Source organism: Planctomycetota bacterium (assembly GCA_016235865.1).
Lineage (GTDB): Bacteria > Planctomycetota > MHYJ01 > JACQXL01 > JACQXL01 > JACRIK01.
Map to the genome: position 1 here is coordinate 119,037 of JACRIK010000002.1, position 16,288 is coordinate 135,324.

The 16,288-nt window shown below is 51.1% G+C and carries 11 protein-coding genes; 7 read left to right on the forward strand and 4 right to left on the reverse strand.

The window, feature by feature from the left end:
* Nucleotides 1-6 precede the first annotated feature (6 nt).
* The 4 genes from clpP (at nt 7) to HZA49_01405 (ending at nt 3,503) form a co-directional block, all read left to right on the forward strand.
* Nucleotides 7-615, forward strand: coding sequence for an ATP-dependent Clp endopeptidase proteolytic subunit ClpP (gene clpP / locus HZA49_01390; protein ID MBI5778094.1), 609 nt, complete (start codon nt 7-9; stop codon nt 613-615).
* Complete coding sequence (clpX, locus tag HZA49_01395) at nt 615-1,913, forward strand: ATP-dependent Clp protease ATP-binding subunit ClpX (GenBank protein MBI5778095.1); 1,299 nt, start codon at nt 615-617, stop codon at nt 1,911-1,913. The genes clpP and clpX overlap by 1 nt, the downstream gene beginning before the upstream one ends.
* Nucleotides 1,914-2,053: 140 nt before the next feature.
* Complete coding sequence (locus tag HZA49_01400) at nt 2,054-2,986, forward strand: hypothetical protein (GenBank protein MBI5778096.1); 933 nt, start codon at nt 2,054-2,056, stop codon at nt 2,984-2,986.
* The gene (locus tag HZA49_01405; protein MBI5778097.1) at nt 2,970-3,503 is read left to right on the forward strand and encodes a macro domain-containing protein; all 534 of its coding nucleotides are present in this window, start codon (nt 2,970-2,972) and stop codon (nt 3,501-3,503) included. Before HZA49_01400 ends, HZA49_01405 begins: the two co-directional genes overlap by 17 nt.
* Nucleotides 3,504-3,962: 459 nt before the next feature.
* On the opposite strand, the gene HZA49_01410 is transcribed toward HZA49_01405, so the two are convergent.
* The 4 genes from HZA49_01410 to HZA49_01425 are packed head-to-tail and all read right to left on the reverse strand — an operon-like array spanning nt 3,963 to nt 9,963.
* Nucleotides 3,963-6,683 (reverse strand): pyruvate, phosphate dikinase, encoded by a 2,721-nt coding sequence (locus HZA49_01410; protein ID MBI5778098.1) that lies wholly within the window; start codon nt 6,681-6,683, stop codon nt 3,963-3,965.
* Between the two features lie 58 nt (nt 6,684-6,741).
* Nucleotides 6,742-8,028, reverse strand: coding sequence for a tetratricopeptide repeat protein (locus HZA49_01415; GenBank protein MBI5778099.1), 1,287 nt, complete (start codon nt 8,026-8,028; stop codon nt 6,742-6,744).
* 48 nt (nt 8,029-8,076) lie between these two features.
* A complete protein-coding gene (locus HZA49_01420; GenBank protein ID MBI5778100.1) occupies nt 8,077-8,598 on the reverse strand; it encodes a hypothetical protein in 522 nt (173 codons plus the stop codon).
* Nucleotides 8,599-9,963, reverse strand: a complete 1,365-nt coding sequence (locus HZA49_01425) for a tryptophanase (protein ID MBI5778101.1) — start codon at nt 9,961-9,963, stop codon at nt 8,599-8,601.
* 331 nt (nt 9,964-10,294) lie between these two features.
* Between HZA49_01425 and HZA49_01430 the strand changes: the two genes are divergently transcribed.
* The 3 genes from HZA49_01430 to HZA49_01440 all read left to right on the forward strand — a co-directional run bounded on the left by HZA49_01430 (nt 10,295) and on the right by HZA49_01440 (nt 15,846).
* Nucleotides 10,295-10,963, forward strand: a complete 669-nt coding sequence (locus tag HZA49_01430) for a hypothetical protein (protein ID MBI5778102.1) — start codon at nt 10,295-10,297, stop codon at nt 10,961-10,963.
* Nucleotides 10,964-11,084: 121 nt separating this feature from the next.
* Nucleotides 11,085-12,794, forward strand: coding sequence for a DUF4384 domain-containing protein (locus HZA49_01435; protein MBI5778103.1), 1,710 nt, complete (start codon nt 11,085-11,087; stop codon nt 12,792-12,794).
* Between the two features lie 163 nt (nt 12,795-12,957).
* Nucleotides 12,958-15,846, forward strand: coding sequence for a caspase family protein (locus HZA49_01440; protein MBI5778104.1), 2,889 nt, complete (start codon nt 12,958-12,960; stop codon nt 15,844-15,846).
* Nucleotides 15,847-16,288: the final 442 nt, after the last annotated feature.

Below are 16,288 nucleotides of genomic sequence, written 5' to 3' on the forward strand. Positions count from 1 at the left end.
GTTATTATGAGTTATCTGACGCCAATCGTGATTGAAAAGAGCGGCAAGGGCGAGCGCGCCTATGACATCTGGTCGCGCCTGCTAAAAGACCGGATCGTCTTTATCGGCGGGCCGATTGACGACTATGTGGCTAATCTGATTATCGCCCAGATTCTGTTCCTCCAGATGGAGAACAAGAATCAGAGTATCGACCTGTATATCAATTCGCCGGGCGGTTCGGTCACGGCCGGGTTAGCCATTTATGATACGATGCAGTTCGTCCAGTGTGACGTGGCCACCTATTGCATCGGCCAGGCCTCGAGCATGGGCGCGGTATTGCTGGCCGCCGGCACCAAAGGCAAGCGCAGCTGCCTGCCGCACGCCCGGGTGATGATTCACCAGCCCTGGGGCGGCGTCCAGGGCACGGCTCAGGATATCAAAATCCAGGCCGAAGAAATCATCAAACTCAAGCAAAAAATAAATCTGATTCTGGCCAAACATACCGGTCAATCCCTGGAGAAGATAGAAAAAGACACGGACCGCGATTATTTTATGTCGGGTGATGAAGCCAAGAAATACGGATTGATTGACGAGGTTGTGGAATCAATGAGAACCAAGCCGGAAGCAAAATCGTAATGAAGAAGTCCAAAAAACAGGGCAGCGACAAGACAGTCCGGCCTCCGATAGACGAGAAATGTTCTTTCTGCGGGCAGACATACCATCCGTCCAATCTGATCCAGGGCCAGTCCGGAACCACTATTTGTTCCGGCTGCGTGGCGGTCTGCGCCCAGATGAACGGCAAGTCCGCCAAGATCGGGCGCCGTGAGCCGTTCCAAAAGGAAGAACTTTTTAAGAAACTGCTCAGCCCGGCGGAAATCAAGAAGAAACTGGATGAGTACGTGGTCGGCCAGGACCGGACCAAAAAGATCGTGTCGGTGGCGGTCAACCACCATTACAAGCGGATTCTTAATCCGGTCCATAAGGACGTGGAACTGGAGAAGAGCAATATCCTGCTGATCGGTCCGACCGGCTGCGGCAAGACGCTGATTGCCCAGACCCTGGCCAAGATTCTTGATGTGCCCTTTGCCATCGGCGATGCCACCACATTAACCGAGGCCGGTTACGTGGGCGAGGACGTGGAGAATCTCCTGTTGCGCCTGATCCGGGCCGCGGATTTTGACCTGACCCGGGCCGAACGGGGCATTATCTACATCGACGAGATAGACAAAATCGCCCGGACCCACAATAATCCCTCCATCACCCGCGATGTCTCCGGCGAAGGCGTCCAGCAGGGACTGCTTAAGATGCTGGAAGGCACGCTTTCCAACGTTCCGCCGCAAGGGGGTCGCAAACATCCGGAACAGGAATACATCCAGATTGACACCAAGCATATCCTGTTTATCGCCGGCGGCACTTTTGACGGCATAGAAAATTCCGTTTCCCGGCGCATCGGCCGCAAGCAAATCGGTTTTAACGCCGAAACCAAAAACCTGGACGAACTCGGCTTGGGTGAAATCCTGGCCCATATCGAGCCCGAAGACCTGATGGAGTTCGGAATGATTCCGGAATTCATCGGGCGCTTCCCGGTCAACTGCATCGTCAAGCCGCTGGATTTGGAGGCCATGATAAGGGTCCTGACCGAACCGCGCAACGCGCTGCTCAGGCAATACCAGACATTTTTCCAGATGGAGAATTCCCGTCTGGAATTTACCCGCCCGGCGCTGGAGGAGATATCCAAGAAAGCGCTGGCCAAGAAGACCGGGGCCCGGGCTTTGCGGGCTATTATCGAGCAACTCCTGCTGGATACGATGTTTGAACTGCCGGATTGCGCCAAGCAGGGCAATTACGTGATTACGCCGGAAATGGTCAAAGGGACCGAGCCGATAAAAGCGCTGGAAGATAAGGTTTCCACGGCACATAAAAAGGCGTCGTAGATTTTCTATAATATTCTCTCTACGCTATTGACAAGCAGATAAAATATTGTATAAGAGGGAATAATGAAGTTCCGATATGCATCGGGATAACTGCCACTAATTCGTTATAGGCATAAGTGGCAGTAAAGGGATAAATAAAGATGGACGAACCCGGAGGGTCTACGGGTGTAAATCCCGTTGCGCAAACCGATTCCGCAGAACAGGCCTCGCAACTCAATCTGCCGCTTTGGAACAGCGCCAACCAGAAATTGGACGGCGCCAAAACCCTGACCGATTCCGAGATTCAGATCGTACTGCAGAATCTCTTTTCCGAGGATTACACTACCCGGCAGAAGATTATCGCCTACCTCAATATCAACCAGCACGTGATTACCAGGCCGCTGGTGGAAATGCTGGTCAAGAACACCACTCATCACACCCTGATTTTCCAGGTGACCTATGCCTTGGAGGTCATCGGCAAATCAGCCGTGCCGGTCTTGCTGGAGGCATTGGCGAAAATTGGCGAGATAAAAACGCCGCTGGACGTGGCCCGGATGGAAAACATCTCCGAGACCCTGGTTCGGATAAACGACAAAAGCGGGGCAGCTGTCCTGGCCGATTACCTGCGCGACATCAAGGCCCGGATAGACGAAATCAACAAGAACGTCAATCATAATAATTCGCATACCCCGCAGGATGAATGCTGGTGGTCGTCTGACCTGGGCAAGAAGATGGAATTCTACCAGATGGCCCGGATGAAGATACACTGCCTCTTGGGCGAGATGAATTCACCCATCGGTTTTGACGACCTGCTGGCCCTGCTGGGCGACGGCACCAAAAGGGTGCCGGGCGATATCATCGAGACCCTGGCCAAGGTCGGCAACAAGCATGCCCTGATACCGCTGGTCCGGATGTATCCGGTAGAATCGGAAATCTCGGAATTAGGCGCCCGTTATATCAAGGAAACCTGCCGGGCTATTATCAGGCGGGAAAAACTCTCCAAATCAGACCCGCTCTTTGATAAACTCACCGAGGCGGAAAAGGACAACCTCAGTAAAATCCTGTCCGGATATAAGAATGGCAATAAAACCTGAAACTCTAGCCCGCATCCAACTGCTCCAGGGCGATATCACCGCAATGGAAGTGGATGCCATAGTCAATGCGGCTAATAATGATTTGATATTAGGCGGCGGCGTAGCTGGGGCCATCCGGGCCAAGGGCGGTCCGGCTATCCAGCAGGAATGCAACAAAATCGGGACGATTCGGGTGGGCGAGGCGGCCGTAACCTCAGCCGGGACTCTTAAGGCGAAATATGTCATTCACGCGGCCAGTATGTCATTGGGCAGTGATACCACAGCCGTGACACTCAGGAATTCAGTCCGCAACTCCCTTCTCAAGACCGAGCAATACAAGATAACCACGATTGCCTTTCCGGCTATAGGCACGGGCGTAGCCGGGTTTCCGGTGGCCGGCTGTGCCCGGATAATGCTGGATGAGGTCATTTCATATCTGGGTGTCAAGGCGCATCTGACCAAGGTCTATTTCGTGCTCTACGACAAAATAACTCTTCAGGCGTTCAAGGATGAGTTTGAGACGATGGTTAAATTATAGGATTTTTCGACACACCGTATTCTTTTATAAACCGATATGGATTAGGTTGATAACATTCGGCGCTCCTTATGTACTGTGCATTTTAGTAAGTTTACAAGAAATGGCGCTTGTTCGTATTTCGGATGCCGTTCGTTCAGTAATCAAATGGCATCCCTTTGCTAATCAGATGCCATTTCTTTGCCCATCAAATACCATCTCTTATATACTGTGCATTTTGGCAAGTTTACAAGGGATGGCGTTTGTTTACCATACTGATGCCGTTTCTTGGCACAACAGATGCCATTTCTCGGGAACAGGATGGGAATGTAACCCTGTAAGGGGGGTGGGGGGACTCCCCCCTGCTTACGTAAGAGATTGATTTATAAGGGGATAAATTAACGGAAATAGTCGAAAATGTCTATTCCCTAGTCAATTTTATCCAGTTTTTCGCCCTACTTCTTCCTTTGCAACACCGTCTGTCTACCTCAGGCAGGCATGGGCCGCGGCCAGACGGGCTATGGGCACCCGGAACGGCGATGCCGAGACATAGTTCAGCCCGGCTGAATGGCAGAAGATGACGGATTCAGGGTCGCCCCCGTGCTCACCGCAAATCCCCACCTTCAGATCCGGCCTGGTCGTCCGGCCTTTTTCCGTTGCCATCCTGATTAGTTTGCCCACGCCGCCCTGGTCAATAGTAACAAAGGGGTCATTGGCCAGAATCTTGTTGTCCACATAGTAGTGCAGGAATTTCCCGGCATCGTCCCGGGAAAATCCGAAGGTCATCTGGGTCAGGTCATTGGTGCCGAATGAGAAGAATTGGGCCTGAGTGGCAATCTCGTCAGCCGTAATCGCGGCCCGCGGTATCTCTATCATGGTGCCGACCAGATATTTGATTTTGATGCCGGTTTTCTTGGCTACCTCTGACGCCACCCGGTGGACAATCATTGCCTGATTGGTAAATTCGTTGATGTGACCGACCAAGGGTATCATTATTTCCGGGACTACAGTCTTGCCGGCCTTGGCTACCTCGCTGGCCGCTTCAAGTATGGCCCGGACCTGCATCTCGGTGATTTCCGGATAGACAATGCCCAGCCGGCAGCCCCGGTGTCCCATCATCGGATTGAATTCGTGGAGCTCGTTGACCCGGGCTAAGAGACGCTCTTTCTGCGTAAGAATAGCTGACCTGTCATGCTGAACTTGTTTCAGCATCTCATTAGACCCTGAACCAAGTTCACTGTCGTGGTCACTGCGGTGTTCAGGGTGACAATTTTGCGCCTTTAACGTGGCCACCTCGACCATGAGTTCCTCGCGTTTGGGCAGGAATTCGTGCAGAGGCGGGTCTATGGTGCGGATGGTGACCGGATAGCCCTTCATGGTTTCGAAGAGTCCCTTGAAATCGCTCCTCTGGAGCGGGAGCAGTTTATTGAGCGCCTTGACCCGGTCTTCTTTGTTGGTTGCCAGAATCATTTCCTGGACAATGGGCAGGCGGTCTTCGGCAAAGAACATATGTTCGGTCCGGCACAGGCCGATGCCCTCAGCCCCGAATTTCATGGCGTATTCGGCATCGAGCGGGATATCGGCATTGGCCCTGACTTTCAAGTGCCTGATTTTATCAGCCCAGGCCAGCAGGGTGGCGAAATACTGGTAGAGCGGTGCCTGGTCCGGCGATAACTTGCCCTTGATTACCTGCATGACCTCGGATTCCATAGTGGGCACGTCGCCCATCATGACCTCGCCGGTGGCGCCGTCAATAGAGAGATAGTCGCCCTCCCTGACAATAACATTGCCTACCGAGAACAACTTTTTCTCTTCGTCCACCTTAAGGGCCGAGCAGCCGACCACGCTGGGTTTGCCCATCTGGCGGCCGACCACAGCCGCGTGCGAGGTCATTCCGCCGGTGGCGGTCAGGACTCCCTTTGCTTTGTACATTCCGGAGATATCGTCCGGAGAGGTTTCCTTGCGGACCAGGATGGTGCGTTCGCCTTTAGCAGCCTGTTCCACAACCTTATCCGGCGAGAAGTAGACCTTGCCTGATGCGGCGCCGGGCGAGGCGTTCAGGCCCTTGGCAATGACCTTGAATCTGGGGCGTTCAACCGGATTGAACATCGGATGCAGGAGCTGGTTGAGTTGGAGCGGTTCCACGCGTCTGACGGCTTCGTCCGGTTTAATCAGTTTCTCCTTGACCATATCCACGGCAATCCGGATAGCGGCCAGGCCGGTGCGTTTGCCGCTCCGGGTCTGGAGCATATAGAGCTTGGCGCGTTCGATGGTGAACTCAAAGTCCTGGATGTCTTTGTAATGGAGTTCCAGCCGCGAGGTGATGTCCTTTAGTTGCTTGAATGCCGCCGGCATATCCTGGCCTAATTCGGTGATGGGCTTGGGGGTGCGGATGCCGGCGACCACGTCTTCGCCCTGGGCATTGGTCAGATATTCGCCGTAGAACATCTTTTCTCCGGTAGCCGGGTTGCGGGTGAATCCCACGCCGGTAGCCGAGTCGTTGCCCATATTGCCGAAGACCATCATCTGGATATTGACGGCTGTGCCGATGTCGTGCGAGATTTTATAGAGGTTGCGGTAGGTAATGGCCCGCTGGTTGTTCCAGGAGCGGAAGACCGCATCGCGCGCCATCTCTAATTGCTTTATCGGGTCCTGGGGAAACGGCTGGCCGGAATGCTTGAGGATAATATCTTTGTATCGGGCGATAGTTGACGGCCCGTCTGATTTCACGGTCTCGAATATCTTGCGTTCGATATCCAGGACCACGTCGCCGAACATCATCAGCAGGCGTTTGTAACAGTCATAGACAAATGATTCGTTTTTGGTCAGTTTGATTAATGTCTGGACCGTGGCGTCATTCAATCCCAGGTTGAGGATGGTGTCCATCATCCCGGGCATGGAGAATTTGGCGCCGGAGCGGACCGAGACCAGCAGGGGATTGACGGTATCGCCGAATTTCTTGCCTGATGCGGTTTCCAGTTTACGGACGTAGTTGATGAATTCTTTTTGCAGGGTAGCCGGGAATTTCATCTTGTTTTCGTAGAAGATGCGGCAGAGTTCGGTGGAGACGGTGAATCCGGGCGGGACGGGTAGTCCCAGACGGGCCATTTCAGCCAGGTTGGCGCCCTTGCCGCCCAGGATGTCTTTCAGTTTGCCGTTGCCTTCGGTCTTCTTGCCGCCAAAGAAATACAGATACTTTTTCATAAATACACTTTCTAATGCAACCACAGATTACACAGATTTCGCAGATTAAATTAAAGTTCTACTTCCTTCTTTTTGCTCGTTCAATTTCTGGTAACAATTGTCTTTCATATGCAGGTTTAAGTTTTATGGCCTGTTCCCAGTCGGTAATAGCTCCGGTGTAGTCATCATTTTTAAACTTATCATTCCCACGATAATAATAAATGTCAGCAAATGGACCCCTTAGTTCTTTTTCATACGCAGGTTTAAGTTTTATGGCCTGTTCCCAATCGGCAATAGCACCGTTATAATCTTTTTTCTTGTATTTGGTTAATCCACGACTTTGATATGCTTCAGCATATTTGGGGTTGAGTTTAACAGATTTGTCCAATGCTTTGAGTGATTCATCAAAATCTTCCATCTTGCCTAAAACACATCCTTTGTTAAGCCATGCTTCAGCTAAATTGGGGTTAAGTTCTATGGCTTCGTTAAAAGCAATAAGCGCTTTATTATCCTTGCCTAAAGTGACTAAAACGGCTCCTTTATTATACCACGAGTTGGCATCGTTCCTGTTAAGTTTTATAGCCATATCAAATGCTTCAATTGCATTGTCAAATCTATTTAAACTGATTAACACAACTCCTTTATTATACCATACCATATTGTCTTTTAAGCCAAATTCTATGGTCTTATCTAATGCATCCAATGATTCATTCCATTTACTAAGTTTTGCCAAAACCAATCCTTTAATTTTCCATGCTTGAGCCAGATTGGAGTTAAGTATCAATGCTTTTTCGCAGTACTTAAGTGACTCGTCAAATCTGTTTATATGGAGTAGAACGTCTCCTTGATCACACCATATCAAGGCATCATCTGGAATAAGTTCTAATGCCTTATTCAAACATTTAAGCCCATCGTTAATCTGTCCCGAAGCAACTAATGCGTATCCTTTGCTATGCCATGCTTTACCATAATTCGGGTTAATCGTTATTGCTCTATCAAAAACTTCAACGGCTTCGTTATATTTCTTTAATCCTGTTAAAGCAACACCTTTATTGCATAGTAACATCACGTTATCAGGAATAAGCTCTAAAGATTTATTTGTAAATGTTAACGCCTCTTCAAGTCGACCCAAAAGAATTAATAGATATCCTTTATTATTCAATGCATTAAGATTGTTTGGGGCAATCTCTATAGCTCTATTATATGCGTTGATTGCCTCTTCCAGTTTGCCTGATTCAAGCAGGGAATTTCCTTTTTTACACAATTCCTCGGATAAGTTATTTTTATCCGTCTCTATTTGATTAGACGGGGTGTTGCATCCGATTAGTAATGCTATTGCGAATAAAAGGGTAATTATTTTGCGCATATTTTTAATCCGTGTCCTTACAGGTGGAATAATCTGTGAAATCTGTGGCTACTTTACTTCTTTCTTCTTACTCGGTGGTGGGGCGATGGCGTCCTCGTCTTCCTGGGGTACGCCGACTATCCCGGCCAGGGTAAAATCTATGCGCCAGCCGTCTTCTTCATATATAAATACAAATTCCTTCTGGTATTCCGGGTATTTCCAGTGCCTCAGGCGCACCCGGGCCTTTTCGATGGTTTTAGGCGTTTCATTCGGCTCGGTGGCAGCCGCGGTTTCCTGGAAATATTTTATGTCCTCAACCTCCCAGTAAGTCAGGATGCTCCTGATAAGGATGCCGAAGATGGTATATTCCAGCATCAGCTTGAAATCCCCGTATTTATAGCGGCCCCGGGTATCCTGGCTTAAGCAGTAGTAGGCCGTGGAGTAATCGGATTTGGCCAGCGCCTCGCGCATGACCTTAAGATTCTTGGCCGGCGAGGTTCTCTTGACTAAGGTATCATGAGGCGGGCAGGATGCGCCGTAGGAAAGGATGGCAATTACGGCTGTTAAGAGGATATATTTTATGTATCGCATTTATATCGGTTTAAAGGTTGATTGGAAGTGCCGCATGATGGGTGACTCGAAGTCAAATCGCACGCCCCGGACCAGCTTGCGGCGTTGCCAGATTCTGGTTGCGCATTCGGCCACGTAATCCAGGTGTTCCTTCATATAGACCCGTCTGGGGATAGCCAACCGAACCAGTTCCAGTTCCGGGAATACATTTTTCCCCGTGTCAGGGTCGCGGCCGGCCAGGACCGCGTCGATTCCCACCACCCGGATTCCGCCTTCAATATAGAATTCTATGACTAATGCCTGGCCCGGGAAATGCTCCCGCTTGATGTGCGGGAAGAATTTCTTGGCGTCAATATAGACCGCGTGGCCGCCGAAGGGCACTAAGACCGGGATGTTGCTTTTCTTCATCTGCTCGCCGAGATTGGCTACCTGGCCGGTCCGGTGCCGGAGGTAATTCTCGTCAATGCCTTCATTGAGTCCGATGGCAATGGCCTCCATATCCCGGCCGTTCATGCCGCCGTAGGTGGGGAATCCTTCCAGCAGGACGCACAGCGGGACCATTTTCTGGTAGAGTGCCTTGCTCTTGAGGCCGATGAATCCGCCGATATTGACCAGGGCGTCCTTCTTGGCGCTCATGGTGCAGCCGTCCACCACGGAAAATATCTCGTGGGCAATCTGCTTGACGGTCCATTTTTTGTATCCGTTTTCCCGCTCCCTGATGAAATGCGCGTTCTCGGCAAAACGGGCCGCGTCAATGAAGATCAGGCAGTTGTATCTCCGGGCGATGCGCGCCACGGCCTTGATATTAGCCAGTGATACGGGTTGTCCGCCGCCTGAGTTGCAGGTGATGGTAATCAGGACGTAGGCCACGTTGGCCGGGTCCTGCTTGATGGCGGTTTCCAGTTTATCCAGGTCGATATTGCCCTTGAAGGGATAGGTGGATTGTGAATCGTAGATTTCTTTTATGGTGCAGTCCACAGCCCGGCCGCCCACGTCTTCGATATGGGCCTTGGTGGTATCAAAGTGCATATTACCCGGGATAATCTGGCCTCTTTTAACCAATGCCCGGTCCAGGATTTTCTCGGCCCCGCGTCCCTGATGGGCCGGAATGGTGTAGGGGAAACCCATGATGTCCTGGACCGCGTCTTTGAGGTGCTTGAAGTTGGAACTACCGGCGTAACTCTCGTCGCCCATCATCAGCCCGGCCCACTGGCGGTCGGACATGGCGCTGGTGCCGCTGTCGGTTAAGAGGTCAATGGTGATATCCGTGGCCGGCAGGAGGAACGGGTTGTAGCCGACCTGTTTGATTCTCTTGATGCGGTAATCGCGGGTGGTGGTGTAAACCGGCTCCACGCTTTTAATCTTGAAAGGAGGTAACATAGACATAGTTATAATCTTAACTAATAGCTAACAGGGTCAACCCCGCACATAACGATAGTGGTTTAATTACGGGGGAAATATTACGGCACATTAACAATAAAAGGTTTTTTATTATCACTACTTATGTGCGGGGTCAAGGAAAAATCCACATATTATAGAAATGCCGGACCGACATATTTAGGCTGATATTGCTTGACATTTATAGAGAAATTGGTATTTAATAAACAAATTAAATTAATCCTTTGCTATCCTTGGGTTGTCGTAGCAAGGTAGTCCCTAACGGGATGGTCTGCTGACCTTAACATCTGAGGCGACCCATTAAATAAGGAGAAATGGTATGAAAAAGATGATATTGGCCGGGGTGGTCCTGACCGCAATAAGCGGGATGATATTGGGGTGCAAGTCCGCGCCGCCGGAAGCCAAGCCGATTGACGTGGCGCCGCAGGTGGGCGAGAAAATGATTTGGTCCTCACACGACCAGAGGCCGGGCTGGACCGTTAATGAGCCGGCGACCAAGGAGGGCAATTTCTATTTTGTCGGCCTGTCCGGTAAATATGCCACGGAGAAAGAAGGCCGGGATGACGCCCAGCGCAGCGCGGTCAATAACGTGGTTAAATATATCGGTACATTCGCCCAGGATAAATTCCAGCAGATAACCACCTCGCACGGGCTGACCTCTGAAATCGTTGACCCGACCAGGGCAGTGCGCGATTTCCAGGAGCAACTCTCGGCCGCCTTTGCCTCGCACGTCCGGACCAAGGAATGGTATATCGAAAAATGGCAGGATAAAAAGACCAAAGAGACATATCATTTGGTATATCTTTTGGTAGAAGTACCGCAAACATCGGTTGAAAAGGCATATGAGGATACCTTAAACGGTAATATCGAAGATCTGAAGAAGAAGCGCGATGCGGCTAATGACGAGAAGGCCAAAGCCCAGTATGAGGATGCTATGAAGGCCTTTGAGGATGCCAAAAAGCAGGGTTTCGGTCTGGAAAAGAAATAACAAGTTCGTAAATACTAAACACGAATAGGACGAATACGACGAATGGCACGAATATAATTTATTATTTGTGTGATTCGCGTCCTACTCGTATGATTCGTGTTCCTCTTTTTCTTGATGGCATATGAAAATATACATCTCACTTCTTGTGTTATTATTCATGGTTCTTCTGGGTTGTTCCAGCACCAACGGCAAGACATTGCCCATAGACGAGAAGAAGGTCTGGGCATCCCAGGAGCAGAAGCCGGACTGGACCGTTAAGGAACCCGGTGTAAAAGATGGTAACCAGTTTTTTATCGGGCTTTCGGATAAGTTTGAGACCGAAAAAGAAGCCCGCGATAATGCCTACAGCCACGTCCTGAATAACGTGGTTAAATACATATCGACTGATATCAAGACCAAGACCGAACGCCTGATTGCCTCAACCGGCCTGAGCAGTAAGATTATTGATCCGACTGTGACGGTCCGGGGGCTGGAGGAGCAGTTGTCTTCAGCCGTGGCCCGCCGGGTCAAGCCCCAGGAATGGTATATAGAAAAATGGGAACGAAAACAAGGCGGCGAGAAGCGGACATATTATATGATATACCTGCTGGCTGATGTGCCTCAGGCAGAAGTGGAGCGGGTGATTGCCGAGCAGATTAGCTACCAGAATGAGATGATTAATGCCGTAAAGGCAGCCCAGGAACATCTGGTTAAGGCAAATAGTTTGATACTCGATGCGGATAACCAGTCATCCGGCCAGCCGGTCCAGTCGATTGGTAAGTATCAAGAAGCAATTAAACAGGCAGAACAAGCCAAGGTAATACTTGCAGTGTTCCCGGAACTTAAGGCAATGATTGCAGAAATAAAAATGATTATTGCTGTGACTAATAAGAAGACTAACGAGATAGGCGCCAATCCGGACACTGTTTTAACCAATGGCGTTTTAAACTTAGTTAAGAACGCTGATAAGCCTGTTACGGTGGCCATTGCCAAGGCTAATTATCAGGATACGGATTTGAGCAGTGAATTCGGTGGATATCTGATACAGAAGATAGAAACCATCATGGGCCAGGAAAAGGCGTTATATAATGTCATAGCCCAAAAGGTATTCCAGGATGAACTCAAGAAAGCCCAGAGTCCGATTGAGGACTGTCTGGCCGGTAAATTTGTGCCCTTAAGCGACACTGTTATTTCCCGGGTTAACGGGCTGGTCTTTGTCCGTTACTGGGATAAGGGCGATAAAGTCGAGATAAAGATGGAGTTGATTGAGGTGGGCAAGGGGACGATACTCGGCTCGACCTCGCTGGAACTGCCCAAAGGCATGTTCCCGAAAGAGATAGCATACAAGCCGGGCAATGACTTGATTGCCGGTGAAGGGCTGAAGGCATTCGGTTCCGGCGCGTCATCCGGAGACTTAAAGATAAAGGTCTGGGCGGACAAGGGCGAGGGCAGTGTTTACAAGAAGGACGAGTCGGTCCAATTCCATTTCCGTTCCAACAAGGACTGTTATATTTATCTCTATCATATGGACGCGGCCGGTTCGGTGAAACTGCTTTTCCCAAATAGTTTTAATAAGGATAACCGGGTCAAGGCCAATCAGGTCTACAGCATTCCGGACGAGACCATGAACTTTGACTTGAAGATAACCGAGCCGCTGGGCGCGGAGATGGTCAAGGCCTTTGCCAGCCTGCAGCCGGTCAAGGATTTGGAAATCAAGCCGGATGAGGTTGGTTTCCGTGATATCGGCAAGATTATGGATGCCAAAACCAGGGGCATCATCACCCGTTCTATCGAAGCCGTGGCCAAAGAGGGATTTGCAGAAAACACTTGCATTATTACGACAATAAGATAGAATATATAATACAAGTTACGCAATTACGAATAAACAGTCTCTTGTGTCATTCCCGCGAAGGCGGGAATCCAGTAATTCCCAAGCGGTCTGGATTCCGTGTCAAGCACGGAATGACAGTGAGTGCGTAAGTCATATTAATAAATTAGAGAAAAAGGAGTTAGTTATGACAAAGAGAATATTGGGCGCGGCAATGGTAATGGGTTTGTTCTTGGCGGTTTCCTGCGTCAGTTCGGAGCGGAGTTTACGCCAGTTCGACGAGAAGATGACCAGCGAACGCAGGGTTAAGACCGAGGACGCCTTGGGCGAACCCAGGATAGAAATAGTCCAGAGGCCGATTTCCTCGAGTCCTGATGTCAGGTTCACCGTGATGGCCGATATGGTCAAGCGTGATTCCTTCCTTCAGCAATATCAAAAGACCGAGAAATTCGAGCAGGTTCAGAGCGGCGAAGGACTGATGATAGCCGGCGGTATAATGTGGGGCTGGGGCCTGCTGGAATGGATGTTCGGGGCTATTTTTGGCATAGAAGACCCGGCCAGCGGTTATACCCTAACGCCGGCGGAAAAAGCCCAGTATGCCAGATGGGAAAGCCAGGGCGCGACGCTTTTTGTCCTTGGTTTGATTCCTTTCATAGTCGGCGCTTCTATGGAGCAACAGGTCACCTATGCGGACAAGCCGGTCGGCACATTTGAACGTAATGTCTCCAAGGACACCGCGCTCGGCAAGGCCGTGCCCATGCCCAACCTGATGGTTACGGCCTCGGCCAAGAACGACACCGGCACCCTGAATATCTCAGGCACCACGGACCAGGACGGCAAGGCGGCTCTGGCCATGGATCGGTTGATGTCAGATGTCATTGCCACGGCTCGGGAACTGCCCCAGAATACCAGCGTGGAAATCAAGGCGGCCAACGGCCAGCCGACCTATCTGTATTATAATATCACGGAGGCCATAGACATTATGTCGCGCGGCGTGATTGACTGGAACACGGCGCCCGAGGGGTTAACTCCTTATCTCGAGGCGCGGATGGAAATCGGCGGTTCGACCAAGGCCAGCGAAACCGTGGAACTGAAATTCCATGTCTCCAACCAGAAGGGCAAGGGCGATTGCTACCGGCTCCAGGCCATGCTGAAAAGCGAGGAGCCGCTGTTTAATCGGCGCATCCTGATCGGGCACATCAAGGCCGGGCAGGAGATTTCGGTCAGCAACAAGGTGGAAATCCCCCGGCTCTGGCAGGACCGGGTCATTCCGCTGACGGTCACATTCGAGGAATTATACAAAAATATTCCGGATAATATAGAAGCCCGGCTGGTCATCGAAGGCCTGCCCAGGCCGGCACTGGCCTATTCATACCAGATTGTGGACGACGGCTCAGGCAACTCGGTCGGCAACAGCGACGGCGTGGCCCAGAAAGGCGAGGCGCTGGATATCGAAGTGACGGTCAATAACACCGGTGCGGTGGCGGCCCGGGATGTCCAGGCCCGGATATCGTTTGCTTCAGAGGTGGGCGAGGGCGTCATTTTACAGCGCAATAGTTTATCACTGGGTGACCTGGCCCCGAACGAGAGCAAGAAGGGCCGGTTTACTTTGGTGGTTAAAAAGGTGGCCCAGATAAATGACATAAACATCAATCTCAATATAGATGAAAAGAATCTTAACGTTGCCACGGCCGATACCATCGCCGTAAAAATCGGCGCCCAGACCGAGACCAAGGCCATTGTCATGAATCCCAAGCCGGCCTATGTCACGGTGGACGAGATTACCGTGCGCGGCGGCGCCAGCCCGGACAGCATTGCCCGGTTCCGGCTCAAAAAGGATATGGCCCTGACCATCACCGGCCAGATGGGCGATTGGTATCGGGTGGACCTGGGTAGCGGCCGGAATGGCTGGGTATCCAAGAATGAGATTGGCATGACCGAGCCCAAGCGGGACGCCACCGCAGTAGCTGCCCCGGCAGCCGCGGCCACGGTTATTGAGGTGATGCAAAAGGCCCCGCCGCTGATTGTCCTGGCCCAGCCCCAGAAGAGCGCGGTCGAGACCTTCGACGACTCTATTAAGATTGTCGGTACGGCCGGCGACGACCGCTCGGTGGAAAAGGTGGATATCCTGGTTAATAATAACCTGGCCAAGAGTTTGAGCACCCGGGGCATCAGTGTGGTCGAGCGTCCCAAATCATCGGACGAGAAAACGCCCAGTTACTCCTTTGAGCAGATTGTTTCGCTTAATATGGGCAATAATGAAATCAAAATCATTGCCTATGACGATGAAGGCCTGACCCGGCACCAGACCATCAGGGTTACCCGCGTCCCGCAAAGAGGCGAGACGTATATGCTGTCTATCGGCATCAGCAACTATGACGACCAGAGCATCAAGAAATTGCCCTTTGCCGAAGAGGACGCCAAATCCATGGCTGATTTCTACCGTAATAATCCGGCCTCGCCCATGAAACCGGAAAATATCACCACCCTTTACGGCAAACAGGCCACCAGCCGGAATATCAGGAAAGCCATCGGAGACATGAGTAAGAAAGCCAAGGAATACGATACGGTCATTCTCTATTACGCCGGGCATGGCGATGTCGGCAAGCATCCCAACAAAAACACTGAATATTATCTGATACCGGTGGATGCGGAGAAAGAGGACCTGTTCTCCACGGCTATCGAGTTAAGCGAGGCCCAGCGGCTCTGGAGCGCGGTCACCTCCAAGCGCAAGGTCTTTATTGCTGATGCCTGCAACTCCGGCGGATTCAGCGACCTGAGAGGCGATGTGGACGGCTTTGAAAAAGGCATGGGCGAAGGCACTATCGTCATGACCGCATCATCCCGGGGCCAAAAGGCCATCGAAGAGCCCAAACTCAAGCACGGCCTGTTTACTTATTTTCTGTTGCAGGGCTTGGCCGGCGCGGCCGATACAGACGGCGACAAGCGGGTCAGCATCAGCGAATTGAAGAAATTCCTGGACAAAGAAGTGCCCAATAAGGCCAAGGAACTGGGCTCGGCCCAGACGCCGGTGATTAAGATTGAGACCAGCGGCGAGATATACCTGACCCGTTAGAGATAGAGATTGTTTCGGTCGTTTCTCTTCCTCGCAATGATGTCATTGCGAGTGGTCCCGCTGAAGCGGAGTCACGTGGCAATCTCATCCCTCACGACCTATCTCTAACGGGGACTGACCAAATAGGTCTGAAACAAAATAACCCCCGCCCCGATGTTACATCTGGACGGGGCTATTTTTTACCAATAAAACCACCATTTTCGGCTATCTCCTCTTTTCTAACCCCTTATTTCTCAACCCCTTACGCCGGCAGGGGGGGAGGTACCCCCTACCCCTCATTCCCATACTCCATACCCTAATAATATATGGGCGCCGAGTTGGCATTAGATGGGGGCTAAGCTGGCATTACATGGGCGCCGAGTTGGCATTAGATGGGGGCTAAGCTGGCATTACATGGGCGCCGAGTTGGCATTAGATGGGGGCTAATCTGGCATTACATGGA

Coding starts and splice junctions, on each gene's coding strand:
- clpX (MBI5778095.1), top strand. CDS start 615: ATGAAGAAGTCCAAAAAACAGGGCAGCGACAAGACAGTCCGGCCTCCG.
- HZA49_01410 (MBI5778098.1), bottom strand. CDS start 6,683: ATGAAAAAGTATCTGTATTTCTTTGGCGGCAAGAAGACCGAAGGCAAC.
- HZA49_01400 (MBI5778096.1), top strand. CDS start 2,054: ATGGACGAACCCGGAGGGTCTACGGGTGTAAATCCCGTTGCGCAAACC.
- HZA49_01425 (MBI5778101.1), bottom strand. CDS start 9,963: ATGTCTATGTTACCTCCTTTCAAGATTAAAAGCGTGGAGCCGGTTTAC.
- HZA49_01440 (MBI5778104.1), top strand. CDS start 12,958: ATGACAAAGAGAATATTGGGCGCGGCAATGGTAATGGGTTTGTTCTTG.
- HZA49_01435 (MBI5778103.1), top strand. CDS start 11,085: ATGAAAATATACATCTCACTTCTTGTGTTATTATTCATGGTTCTTCTG.
- HZA49_01420 (MBI5778100.1), bottom strand. CDS start 8,598: ATGCGATACATAAAATATATCCTCTTAACAGCCGTAATTGCCATCCTT.
- clpP (MBI5778094.1), top strand. CDS start 7: ATGAGTTATCTGACGCCAATCGTGATTGAAAAGAGCGGCAAGGGCGAG.
- HZA49_01430 (MBI5778102.1), top strand. CDS start 10,295: ATGAAAAAGATGATATTGGCCGGGGTGGTCCTGACCGCAATAAGCGGG.
- HZA49_01415 (MBI5778099.1), bottom strand. CDS start 8,028: ATGCGCAAAATAATTACCCTTTTATTCGCAATAGCATTACTAATCGGA.
- HZA49_01405 (MBI5778097.1), top strand. CDS start 2,970: ATGGCAATAAAACCTGAAACTCTAGCCCGCATCCAACTGCTCCAGGGC.